The following is an 11,361-nucleotide window of genomic DNA, read 5'->3' as shown; positions in this document are numbered from 1 at the left end:
GTTAATCGATAAATTTTTCCGACTGAATATCCAACTCAATGTCCCAATGCTTAAATTGCTCTTGCTCATCATGCAGATCGGCAACCAGCAACGGCCATTGTTTTGCATCACCAGAAACACTAAGTTGCCATTGTTGACTATTTAGTACTGTCAATTCAATGGCAGGAAGCATCTGATCACTTCGGCTGTGATTGAGTAAAACAGCCAAACGTAGCAGTAGGCAAAGATAGACCAATTTGATGCCGCCGCCTTTTAAAACGTCCTGTTTAGCGTCATTACGCAATTTGCGGCGATGATAGGCAACCAACAAAGAGAGATGATTTTGGTCAATTTGTGAGAAGCCTGGAATGTCCGAATGTTGCAATAAGTATGCACCATGACGATGATAACCACCGTGACTGATCGCCAGACCAATTTCATGTAAATAGGCTGCGCGGCGCAATAAATCACTGTCTTCGTTGGTTAAATCCAGTTGCTGTGCCACATCATCAAACAATTGTTGCGCGGTATTGACCACACGCTCTGCCTGTTTTAAATCGGCATTGTAGCGCCCCATTAGTGCCTGTACGCTTCGGTCACGAATATCTTCATGCTTAAAACGACCAAGTAAGTCGTACATGACCCCTTCACGTAGCGCACCATCTGAATATGCGAGTTTATCGATATTTAGAACATCAAAAACTGCATACAAAATCGCCAGACCTGCTGGCAAAACTGCTCGCCGATCGTCTTTTAAACCTTCAAAATCGATCTCGGCGCTATGCTTAAATTTGAGGAGTTTATCTTTAAGTTTTTCCAAACCGTCACGTGTGACATTTTCCTGTTCATCGCTTAAGCCCAGATTGACCATAATTTGCTTGGCCGCTTTGATAGTACCTGAAGAACCAACTACGGTATCCCATCCTTCAGCTTTATAGGTATTGGCAATTGCAGATAATTCTTTACGTGCAGCAGTGACGGCCTTATCAAAAATTTTAGGGCTAATATCACCTTCTGGAAAAAAAGCTTTGGTATAGGCAACACAACCCATTTGTAAAGATTCGGTTTGAATTGGCTCAAACTCTTCACCAATAATTAACTCTGTTGAACCTCCACCAATATCAATCACTAATCTGCGGCCACCGTTCGCCATGGTATGCGAGACGCCCAAATAAATTAAACGAGCTTCTTCACGACCCGCAATAATTTCGATGGGTTTAGGTAATATTTCAGCCGCTTTTTGAATAAATTCATGACCATTTTTGGCCTGACGCAAAGCATTGGTCGCCACAATACGTAAACGGTTCGGCTGCACCGATCCCAAACGCCCGACAAAACGGGCCAGACACGCCAAACCGCGCTGTTGCGCGGCTTCGGTCAAATTTTTATTTTCATCAAGGCCTGCCGCCAATTGCACTTTTTCAGACATTGAAGCGACTTTTTTGACTTCACCATGATCTACACGTGCAATGGCTAAATGGAAGCTGTTCGATCCCATGTCGATGGCAGCAAGTAATTCTTCATCAATTAAAAAATCAGCCATTGAAACTAACCCCTACAGAATTGTCGCTTAGAGTAATTCACATACATGCAATTGAAAAGCCATTTTTGCCAATCAGTTGGCTGCTTTTATATAAAAATAATGCTGACCCAGCATTGTTTGTCACGATGATCAGCATTGCCAACATCTATTAGACAAATTAATCGAATCCTTGAATAATGTAAAATAACCCTTACATTGACTTAGAAGGCTATGTAATACTTCATGCCGATACGTTCTTATCCTTCTAAAAATTTCTTAAAAGATTTGGAGCAAGCTTATGTCTGCTAATATTGTAAATACCACTGATGCTGATTTCCAAGCAGATGTTCTAGACTCACAAACCCCTGTACTGGTTGACTTCTGGGCAGCATGGTGTGCGCCATGTAAAGCCATTGCGCCTGTGCTTGAAGATTTGTCTCAAGAATACGAAGGTAAAGTAAAAATTGTAAAAGTAGATGTGACTTCTTGCGAAGAAACTGCGGTGAAGTACAACATCCGTAATATTCCAGCACTACTTTTGTTCAAAGACGGTCAAGTTGTTGCTCAACAAGTAGGTGCGGCACCTCGTTCTAAACTTGCTGCTTTCCTGGATGAAAACACCTAAGTTTTTGCCAAACGATGCGAGTCCCTAATACGCTATTTCAAATAGCGTATTTTTTTTGCTGAAAAATTGACAAATGCGCTGATCTGACTTATATTTCTTGAGCAAGAAGTGCTGAAGGAAAATCACTTCACCTGCCTTCTTACAAAGCAAGACACAAAACATAAGATCGCCGCTCGGCACTAGCAATTGTTTTCATATATTTCATACCGAAACAATCAACCAGACTTCTGCGTTTGTGACTATGCAAGTGCGTATATTTCGCATTTGAAACTTGCGGCTGACTTTTGCTTCTCTTATTTGACTCCAACTTTATTTTCCTTATCAATCTGACCACTTATGAACTTAACCGAACTCAAGAAAAAACCGATTGGCGAACTCATTAAGATTGCTGAGTTTATGGGCCTTGAAGGAATGGCTCGTAACCGTAAGCAAGATATTATTTTCGCCATCTTAAAACGCCACGCCATGAACGGTGAAGAAATCTTTGGTGATGGTGTTCTCGAAATCCTCTCTGATGGTTTTGGTTTTTTACGTTCAGCTGCGGGTTCTTACCTTGCAGGTCCAGACGACATCTATGTCAGCCCTTCGCAAATTCGTCGTTTTAATTTGCGCACAGGTGACACGATTACAGGAACCATTCGCCCACCAAAAGAAGGTGAACGTTATTTTGCACTGTTAAAAGTCAACCAAATTAACTACGACACTCCTGAAAACTCTCGTAATAAAATTCTTTTTGAAAACTTAACGCCACTTTTCCCAACCGAGCAACTGGTCATGGAGCTTGGTAACGGTACCACTGAAGATTTGACCTCGCGTGTTGTAGATCTTATTGCGCCAATTGGTAAAGGCCAGCGTTCCATCATTGTTGCCCCACCTAAAGCGGGTAAAACCATGTTATTACAAAACATCGCACAGTCGATTGTTCGTAATAATCCAGAGGTTTTTCTGATCGTTCTGCTCATTGACGAACGTCCAGAAGAAGTCACTGAAATGGAACGTACCGTTCGCGGTGAAGTCGTGGCTTCCACTTTTGATGAATCTCCTGCACGCCATGTTCAAGTTGCCGAAATGGTGATTGAGAAGGCGAAACGTCTGGTTGAGCACAAAAAAGATGTCGTGATTCTACTCGACTCGATTACTCGTCTGGCTCGCGCCTATAACACGGTGATTCCATCATCAGGTAAAGTGTTAACGGGTGGTGTCGATGCGCATGCTCTCGAACGTCCAAAACGTTTCTTTGGTGCAGCACGTAACATTGAGGAAGGCGGTTCACTGACCATCATTTCAACTGCATTGATCGAAACTGGCAGTAAGATGGATGATGTGATCTACGAAGAATTCAAAGGTACAGGTAACCAGGAAATTACACTAGATCGTCGTATTGCCGAAAAACGCGTCTTCCCTGCAATGAATATCAAGAAATCTGGTACGCGTCGTGAAGAGCGTTTGATGGATGAAGATAACCTACGTAAAGTCTGGATTCTACGCAAACTACTGCATCCAATGGATGAGCTTGCTGCAATGGAATTCTTGCTTGATCGTATGAAAGAAACCAAAACCAATGATGATTTCTTCGATCAGATGAAACGAAAAGCAGCGAATTAATTTCGTTGTTATTTCATATCAAGGCTGCCCATATGGCAGCCTTTTGTTTTGGTTGACATTTTTTACATAAATATACAATTGTAGGTATTTAATGTTAAACCCCGTGTTATTAAATGATAAATTTCAAGATTAAAAAGAAAAAACGTTTAGCTTTTAGAGGCTTAACAATTATTTCTCCAATATAAACTGACTTTTTGATTGTTATTTTCTGTTAATAATTCGTCTATTTTATCGCTTTTTTCTCTTAATTTTATCGTTCAGCAGTAGTATTTCATCATAGGCAATGATAGCATATTTCCAGACCAGTTAGACTGCTCCATGCGTTGTTACCTAGCTTCGTTAGGAATAATTAAAGCACAAACAGGCTAACACCGGTTTTTTTTAATCTCACAAAATTTATGAGAGTGATGCCATGTTATTCAAGAAAATCGCTATTGCTGCTGCTATCGCTACTACTTTAGCTTTCGTTGGTTGTGCAAAGAAAACTGAAGAAGCTGCTGCTGACGCTAACGCTGCTGCATCTGAAGCTACTGCTGCTGCATCTGAAGCTTCTGCTGCTGCAACTGACGCTGCTGCTGTTTCTGCTCCAGAAGCTGCTGCTGCTGCATCTGACGCTGCTGCTGCTGCTGACACAGCTGCTGCTGCTGCAACTGACGCTGCTGGCGCTGCAACTGACGCTGCTGCTTCTGCATCAGAAGCTGCTCACTAATCTAGTATCTAGATTTAGTGTCAAAAAAGAGAGCTTTTTAGCTCTCTTTTTTTATCTAGACATAACTCACAATTAAATTAATAAATTCACGATTCACGATTCACGATTCACGATTCACATATTATTGCTTAGGATCATAATTTTCATAACCATAAGCTCCTTTCCTTTCTATTTATCAGTTCATTACTATTTTATTTTTTATAATAAAATCATGGCATAGTGCATTCATATCGATTTTTCAATATAGAGTCATCTAATAAAAAGTATTAGGTTCAGCGTAAATTTTATCTCGAATTTCAAACAAACAGCCTACACCCTCAAATATATAAGAACGGCAAATAAAGTGATCAAAGGTCATATCTAAATTTCTGGATTTTCTAAATCACCCAATTAGACATAAAAAATGGCAGGATTAAACCTGCCATTTTATAAAAAAGAAAAATCAAATGAACACAGCTCTAAAATAGAACAGTTTAATCCTGCTCATTTCCCACGCGCTGTCTAAATTTTTGACCCGCTCTAAAAGTCACAACACGACGTGCAGAAATCGGAATTTCTTCTCCTGTTTTAGGATTACGCCCAGGGCGCTCACGTTTATCACGTAATTCAAAGTTGCCAAAACCCGAAAGTTTGACATGCTCACCTGCGATGAGCGCTTGGCTAATCTCGTCGAAAAACAACTCAACCATTTGTTTTGCTTCACGACGATTTAAGCTCGTGAGCTCACTTAAATGATCCGCCATGTCTGCTTTAGTTAGTGCTGTCATGAGGCCCTCAATGTCGCTTGATAAGTGTTTTCTAACACTTCTATAATTTGATCCATACCAGATTTAATTTCAGCATCTTCAAGCGTACGTGAAGGATGTTGCCATAACAATGCAAATGCTAGAGAGCGCTTGCCTTGTTCAACACCTTGACCCGTGTACACATCAAACAACCAACTAGAATCCAAAAGGTCTCCACCTGTTTGTTTAATTAACTGCTGAATATCATTCACATTTATATTATCACTGATTAACAGCGCAATATCACGTCGAACCGATGGAAAACGTGATAATTCTGTAAAATTAGATACATAAGATTGCAAAACTGCACTTTGATCTAATTCTGCTACCCAAGTTACACCTGAATCCAGATCATTTTCAAGTGATGGATGTAAACGTCCCAAATATCCAATCGATTGACCATTCACCACAATCTCAGCAGATTGCCCCGGATGCAACCAAGCGCGTTCTGAACGGACATAATCAACTTGCACTCGCCCAGCCGCCAATATCTGCTCAACTTCACCTTTAAGATCAAAAAAATCCATAGGCTGTGCTTTAGCATGCCATTGTTCAGGAATACGTGAACCCACTGCAATTAAAGCCAAAGTCGGAATTTGTTTTAAATCATGGATCGACTGAGCATTTTGATAATCAAAACGCAGACCAAGTTCGAACAGACGTACCCGATTTTGTTGACGATTTAAATTGTATTGTACACACGGAATCAAACTCGACAGTAAAGTACTACGCATCACCGCCAAATCACTTGAAATTGGATTCGCCAATGCCAGCGGATGAACGGCTGGATTCAGTTGTTTTTCCAGTTTTAAGTCAGCAAAGCTAAAACTAATCGCTTCTTGATAACCCAGTGTGACCATCGTTTGACGTAACTGATCTTGCTCAAAACCATCTTGATAAGCACTAAATTTCACATCAATCTGTGGCAAACGAATCTGAATATTGTCATAGCCATGAATACGGGCAACTTCTTCAATCAAGTCCTGATAAATCGCCATATCGTAACGATGTGATGGCGGTACAACTGACCATTGGCCTTGTGCTTTAACCGTAACCACACAACCTAGACGCGTTAGAGCATCTGCAATAAACTCAGCCGATACTTGGTAACCCAGTAAAGCATCAACCTGTGCTTGATTGAGTTCGATCGAGTTACGTTGTGGCAATCGCTCAGTTTTTTCAGCTACTGTAATCGGACCAAACTCTCCGCCTGCATATTGTTGAATCAACTGTGAAGCACGATCCATTGCGATCATTGGTAATTCAAAATCGACACCACGTTCATAACGTTGTGAAGAATCTGTATGCAAACCAAAACGACGTGCACGACCTGCGATTGCAAGTGGGGCAAAGAATGCGCTTTCAAGGAAAATATCTTGTGTGTCATCAGTTACACTAGTTTCAAGACCGCCCATGATCCCTGCAATCGCCAATACTTTGACATCATCCGCTATGACCATAATCTCAGGATTGAGTTCAACTTCCTGTTCGTTCAATAGCATCAATTTTTCTTGAGGCTGAGCTTGACGGACCTGAATATCGCCTTGCAATTTTGCCAAATCAAAGGCATGCATCGGCTGACCCAATTCCATCAACACATAATTGGTAATATCGACCAAAATGCTATGGGTACGAATCCCTGAACGTGCTAAAGCTTGTTCCATCCAAGCAGGTGTCGCTGCTTTGACATTGACATTTTTGACAACACGGCCTAAATAGCGCGGTGCGCCATCAGTGGTCAATTGAACTTGTTTTTGCTCAGTAATGTTTGCTGCAATCGCTTGAATCTCAGGCTGAGTAACAGGCAACTGATTGATCACACCAATTTCACGGGCAATTCCACGAATACTAAAACAGTCACCACGGTTCGGCGTGATGCTAATATCAATGACGTTGTCATCAAGTTTTAAGTAATCACGAACATTGACACCCACTGGTGCATCATCAGGCAACTCAAGTAAACCGTCGATTTTGTCTTCCAGATCAATTTCTGAAGCACCACAGAGCATGCCTTGGGATTCAACTCCGCGCAGTTTGCCTTTTTTAATTTTAAAATCGCCTGGCAATACTGCACCAATGGTGGCAACAGGTGCTTTCATGCCTACACGTACATTGGGCGCGCCACACACAATTTGTAAAGCTTCGCCTGAACCAATATTGACCTTGGTGACACGTAGGCGATCTGCATCTGGATGCTGCTCAACCGTAAGTACTTCACCGACAACCACACCAGTAAATGGCTTGGCAACAGGTGCAAGTTCATCGACTTCCAGACCCAGCATGGTCAGTTGATCAGCCAGAGTTTCACTATCAATCGCTGGATTCACCCAAGTGCGTAACCAGTTTTCGCTAATTTTCATTTGTATAAAACCTTATTTAATCCTGAAAAATGTTTAAGCAAATTGGCGTAAGAAACGCACATCGTTTTGATAGAACATCCGCAAATCATTAATGCCATAACGCAACATCGCAAAACGTTCTACCCCTAAACCAAAGGCAAAGCCTTTGTATTTTTCAGGATCAATTCCTGCTGCTTGTAGTACATTTGGATGTACCATGCCGCAGCCTAAAACTTCTAACCAACGTCCGCGCTCATCCATAATATCCACTTCAGCACTCGGCTCTGTGAATGGGAAATAAGATGGACGGAAACGGACTTTTAAATCTTTTTCGAAAAACTCATTCAGCAAGTTGATCAATAAACCTTTCAACTCAGCAAAACTGGTATGTTCTGCAACGTACAAACCTTCGATTTGATGAAACATCGGAGAATGGGTTTGATCCGAATCACAACGATAGACACGACCCGGACACACAATACGAATCGGTGGTTGTGTGGTTTCCATGGTACGAATCTGCACACCAGAGGTATGCGTACGCAATAAATGATTGGCATCAAAATAAAAGGTATCGTGCATCGCGCGTGCAGGATGATGTCCTGGAATATTCAAGGCTTCAAAGTTATGATAATCATCTTCCACTTCAGGCCCAGTCGCGACCATAAAACCTGCTTTGGTAAAGAACTGACAAATACGTTCTTGCACCTGAATCACAGGATGAATACTCCCTGTGTGTTGACCACGTCCTGGCAAGGTAATATCAATCGTTTCGCTCGCCAGTTTTTGTTGTAATGCAGCTTGTTGTAACGCATTTTGACGCTCAGTCAGTGCGTTATTCATCGCTTCACGAACAGCATGAATAGCAGCACCTTGAACCTTACGTTCCTCAGGATCCATTTTGCCCAATGCTTTCGATTGTTCTGCAAGCTGGCTTTTTTTCCCTGTAAATTGAACTCGGACTTGATCGAGTGCAGCAAGGTCTTGAGCTGCTGCAATGGCAGCAAGCGCTTCGGTGGTCAGGGCTTCCAGTGACATAGTAACTCTCAAAGCAACAAAGTTATAAATAAAATAAAACTCTGCATTCTAACAGTTTTTAGACACAATGATGAAGATCAAACGCAGGAAAATTGCTGTTCAATGCGAGTGACCTCTAGTCATACGAATTATAAAACGTATAAGATTGCATTCAGCACAGATGAGAAAACTGAACTATGGCACTTGATCAAATCTGGAAACAACAACTTACTCTAATCACCTATGGCAATGAATATCTCAACCATGAACTCAGTTTTAGTCGTTGGTTACAGCATTCTATTTTTTATCAGCACTATTTTCAGTTTCGTGATCTGAGTTCACAGCACCTGCTGGCACAGCATTTTCAAGTCTGGCTTGAAGGATTAAAAAAGCAAGGTGTTTACCGCATTAGTCTACATCTTTCCACATTACTCACTGATGAACAAAATCCAAATGCCAATGTGGAGCTACTGCCCTTTGCCCATTTTATTGTGAGTCATGAAAAGAATAAAAAAACCGCATGGATCTTAGGTAAAGAACTTGCCGAATGGTACTTAAATGACAATGACTTTGAAATTCCAGCTTCACAACAGTCAACTTTGCATCAGGAAACATTTTGGCGCTTTGATCTGTCTGATAAGTTATCCAAAAAAATTGAAGCCGATTTAAAAGAGTCTGATTGGAACGAAATTCAAACCTTTATTGAAAATGAATTATTTCGCAGCAAGTACGCTCAAAATTTTGTTGAACCGCAAAATCTTGATTTACCCTATTATGGAATCGATGCCAAACTGGTACAAAAACCAGATGGATCACTTTTGCAGGACATGCAATATCTAGCGCTTATTCCAACAGATTATTCCGCCGATGTTGCGCATGAACTTTTGCATCGTACCGAAGCTTTGTCAGACTTTATTGAGCAGTTACGTCAACATCCTTATCGCGAATCTGGTGAAATGCTTACACCTGAAGATCAGATTAATCTGCGTAATTTTTCTCAGAAACTGGACGACCTGAGTGCCAAGCTGATTGTAAAGATCGCCAATCATTATAAGTCCGCACAGCGCACTCCTATCGAAATCGTATCCCCTCTCGATCCTCAAGCACAGACGCTATCGCAAAACAAAAAGCCATCTACCTCTAAAGATCATCAACATCATAAAGTAGGTTCATCGGGAGTGATCAAACTTATTATTCTGACCATTATTATTTGCGCTTGCGCATATTATTTTGGTCTATAACGATTTTGAATAAAAACCTAAAGTACGTTTACTTTAGGTTTTTAGGTTTATCTCTTAATAGCTGGGTTTTATTTTTATAATGACTTTGTGCCCACCATCATGTTGATTAACAATGTGATGAACATTTTCAATTTCACCTTCAACTTCGGCATCTGGTCCATAAAAAACTCGAATTGTTTCACCTTTTCTTGGCAAAATACTCAATTCCGTTTCAATTGCACCTTGCTCTAAACCTTCTACGCTGACTAACATGTTTTTATTCTCCTCAAGTTCTCTTGACTATAAAAGTTTCTTTACTGTAGAAAGATTCGAGGCTAAATGTCTAATCAAAGATGTTGGGGTTGTGTAATCTTCAATACAATCAATACATCATCTTATTCATCATAGTTTAAATCATCCTCATCAACGTTGATAAAATCAGGTACAGGCGTTTTCTCAAATTGTACAGCGAGAATCTTCAAATCTCCCTGTAGTTTTGCCTTAGCCACTCGATGCATACCATCCATGACTCGACCATCAGCGCTTAGAATGATTGGATAGGTTAAATCCGCCTGTTCGATAAGTTGAATATGTTCAAGAATTTGCAGTGTAGTTGGATATTCATCTGGAAACCAATACGCTTCATTTAGCTCCAAAATTTGATCTAATGAGATTTCTTTAACTTTAAAATCTTTTGACAAATCGACCAGTCGGTGTATATCCCAAATATAAGTATCATGACCAACCTGCCGAAAATGGTATTGTTTACGCATTTTATCTCTCTTTCTTTTATAATTTTTTGAAAAATCTGTCTCAACCATAAATCAACCAATAAAAAAGACCGCTAAAAAGCGGCCTTCTTTTGAATCTCTAAGCTTATGCAGCTAATGCACCTTTCGCTTTTTCAGCTAAAGCAGCAAATGCAACTGCATCATGCATAGCGATGTCAGCTAATACGCGACGGTCGATGATCACTTGAGCTTTTTTCAAGCCATCGATCATACGGCTGTAAGACAAACCGTTTTGACGAGCACCGGCATTGATACGCGCAATCCATAGAGCACGGAATTGACGTTTCTTCTGACGACGGTCACGGTAAGCGTATTGACCAGCTTTGATTACCGCTTGGAACGCTACGCGGTAAACGCGTGAACGAGCACCATAGTAACCTTTAGCGCGAGCAAGAATTTTTTTGTGACGACGATGAGCCACTACACCACGTTTTACACGAGCCATTTATAATCTCCTTAGATGTATGGGCACATACGACGAACTGAATTCATGTCAGAAACATGAACCATTACACAGCCGCGTAATTGACGAATACGTTTAGCAGATTTTTTGGTCAAGATGTGGCGCTTGAACGCTTGTTTACGCTTAAAACCGTTTGCAGTCGCTTTGAAGCGTTTAGCTGCACCACGGCGAGTTTTTAACTTAGCCATAGTAACCTCTTTTGAGCACCTGTTCGGCACGTTTGCACCATTGCAAATCGACCTGCAGGTAAGGAAGGCAGTATGATATAGCATCTTTGCTTAAAACAAAAGCAAATTCAGTTGAAATTGC

12 protein-coding genes are annotated in these 11,361 nt (G+C 40.9%); 4 read left to right on the top strand and 8 right to left on the bottom strand.

Annotation, left to right across the window (positions count from 1 at the left end; translation table 11 throughout):
- Position 1: 1 nt before the first annotated feature.
- Complete coding sequence (gene ppx / locus EGS47_RS11535; protein ID WP_004994646.1) at positions 2–1,522, bottom strand: exopolyphosphatase; 1,521 nt, start codon at positions 1,520–1,522, stop codon at positions 2–4.
- Between the two features lie 277 nt (positions 1,523–1,799).
- On the opposite strand from ppx, the gene trxA reads away from it, so the two are divergent.
- The 3 genes from trxA to EGS47_RS11520 all read left to right on the top strand — a co-directional run bounded on the left by trxA (position 1,800) and on the right by EGS47_RS11520 (position 4,440).
- The gene (gene trxA, locus EGS47_RS11530) at positions 1,800–2,126 is read left to right on the top strand and encodes a thioredoxin (RefSeq protein WP_004993046.1); all 327 of its coding nucleotides are present in this window, start codon (positions 1,800–1,802) and stop codon (positions 2,124–2,126) included.
- Positions 2,127–2,462: 336 nt separating this feature from the next.
- Positions 2,463–3,731 (top strand): transcription termination factor Rho, encoded by a 1,269-nt coding sequence (rho, locus tag EGS47_RS11525; RefSeq protein WP_004993042.1) that lies wholly within the window; start codon positions 2,463–2,465, stop codon positions 3,729–3,731.
- A 412-nt stretch (positions 3,732–4,143) separates the two neighbouring features.
- Positions 4,144–4,440 (top strand): hypothetical protein, encoded by a 297-nt coding sequence (locus EGS47_RS11520; protein ID WP_004993040.1) that lies wholly within the window; start codon positions 4,144–4,146, stop codon positions 4,438–4,440.
- Between the two features lie 473 nt (positions 4,441–4,913).
- Here EGS47_RS11520 and EGS47_RS11515 read toward each other — a convergent pair whose 3' ends face one another.
- From EGS47_RS11515 to pheS, 3 genes are read right to left on the bottom strand one after another with little or no spacing between them, the layout of a single operon-like run.
- Positions 4,914–5,207, bottom strand: a complete 294-nt coding sequence (locus EGS47_RS11515; RefSeq protein WP_004993038.1) for an integration host factor subunit alpha — start codon at positions 5,205–5,207, stop codon at positions 4,914–4,916.
- Positions 5,204–7,585: a phenylalanine--tRNA ligase subunit beta gene (gene pheT / locus EGS47_RS11510; protein ID WP_125269652.1), complete on the bottom strand. Its 2,382-nt coding sequence runs from the start codon at positions 7,583–7,585 to the stop codon at positions 5,204–5,206. Before pheT ends, EGS47_RS11515 begins: the two co-directional genes overlap by 4 nt.
- 33 nt (positions 7,586–7,618) lie before the next feature.
- Complete coding sequence (gene pheS / locus EGS47_RS11505; protein ID WP_004993033.1) at positions 7,619–8,599, bottom strand: phenylalanine--tRNA ligase subunit alpha; 981 nt, start codon at positions 8,597–8,599, stop codon at positions 7,619–7,621.
- 176 nt (positions 8,600–8,775) lie between these two features.
- On the opposite strand from pheS, the gene EGS47_RS11500 reads away from it, so the two are divergent.
- On the top strand, positions 8,776–9,819 hold the full coding sequence (locus EGS47_RS11500; RefSeq protein ID WP_004993030.1) for a hypothetical protein: 1,044 nt from the start codon (positions 8,776–8,778) through the stop codon (positions 9,817–9,819).
- A 54-nt stretch (positions 9,820–9,873) separates the two neighbouring features.
- Here EGS47_RS11500 and EGS47_RS11495 read toward each other — a convergent pair whose 3' ends face one another.
- The 4 genes from EGS47_RS11495 to rpmI form a co-directional block, all read right to left on the bottom strand.
- On the bottom strand, positions 9,874–10,071 hold the full coding sequence (locus EGS47_RS11495; RefSeq protein ID WP_004993029.1) for a hypothetical protein: 198 nt from the start codon (positions 10,069–10,071) through the stop codon (positions 9,874–9,876).
- A gap of 122 nt (positions 10,072–10,193) precedes the next feature.
- Positions 10,194–10,571: a hypothetical protein gene (locus tag EGS47_RS11490; RefSeq protein ID WP_004993027.1), complete on the bottom strand. Its 378-nt coding sequence runs from the start codon at positions 10,569–10,571 to the stop codon at positions 10,194–10,196.
- A 103-nt stretch (positions 10,572–10,674) separates the two neighbouring features.
- Complete coding sequence (gene rplT, locus EGS47_RS11485; RefSeq protein WP_000124858.1) at positions 10,675–11,034, bottom strand: 50S ribosomal protein L20; 360 nt, start codon at positions 11,032–11,034, stop codon at positions 10,675–10,677.
- An 11-nt stretch (positions 11,035–11,045) separates the two neighbouring features.
- The gene (rpmI, locus tag EGS47_RS11480; protein WP_002054552.1) at positions 11,046–11,240 is read right to left on the bottom strand and encodes a 50S ribosomal protein L35; all 195 of its coding nucleotides are present in this window, start codon (positions 11,238–11,240) and stop codon (positions 11,046–11,048) included.
- Positions 11,241–11,361 lie beyond the last annotated feature (121 nt).

Origin of the sequence: Acinetobacter sp. FDAARGOS_515 (assembly GCF_003938865.1) — a bacterium.
Lineage (GTDB): Bacteria > Pseudomonadota > Gammaproteobacteria > Pseudomonadales > Moraxellaceae > Acinetobacter > Acinetobacter ursingii.
This window is presented reverse-complemented; position numbering and strand designations above follow the sequence as displayed.

Excerpts from the sequence above, each read along its gene's own strand:
- pheS (WP_004993033.1), bottom strand. The coding sequence starts at position 8,599 with ATGTCACTGGAAGCCCTGACCACCGAAGCGCTTGCTGCCATTGCAGCA.
- rho (WP_004993042.1), top strand. The coding sequence starts at position 2,463 with ATGAACTTAACCGAACTCAAGAAAAAACCGATTGGCGAACTCATTAAG.
- trxA (WP_004993046.1), top strand. The coding sequence starts at position 1,800 with ATGTCTGCTAATATTGTAAATACCACTGATGCTGATTTCCAAGCAGAT.
- pheT (WP_125269652.1), bottom strand. The coding sequence starts at position 7,585 with ATGAAAATTAGCGAAAACTGGTTACGCACTTGGGTGAATCCAGCGATT.
- rplT (WP_000124858.1), bottom strand. The coding sequence starts at position 11,034 with ATGGCTCGTGTAAAACGTGGTGTAGTGGCTCATCGTCGTCACAAAAAA.
- EGS47_RS11500 (WP_004993030.1), top strand. The coding sequence starts at position 8,776 with ATGGCACTTGATCAAATCTGGAAACAACAACTTACTCTAATCACCTAT.
- ppx (WP_004994646.1), bottom strand. The coding sequence starts at position 1,522 with ATGGCTGATTTTTTAATTGATGAAGAATTACTTGCTGCCATCGACATG.
- EGS47_RS11515 (WP_004993038.1), bottom strand. The coding sequence starts at position 5,207 with ATGACAGCACTAACTAAAGCAGACATGGCGGATCATTTAAGTGAGCTC.
- EGS47_RS11490 (WP_004993027.1), bottom strand. The coding sequence starts at position 10,571 with ATGCGTAAACAATACCATTTTCGGCAGGTTGGTCATGATACTTATATT.
- EGS47_RS11520 (WP_004993040.1), top strand. The coding sequence starts at position 4,144 with ATGTTATTCAAGAAAATCGCTATTGCTGCTGCTATCGCTACTACTTTA.
- EGS47_RS11495 (WP_004993029.1), bottom strand. The coding sequence starts at position 10,071 with ATGTTAGTCAGCGTAGAAGGTTTAGAGCAAGGTGCAATTGAAACGGAA.
- rpmI (WP_002054552.1), bottom strand. The coding sequence starts at position 11,240 with ATGGCTAAGTTAAAAACTCGCCGTGGTGCAGCTAAACGCTTCAAAGCG.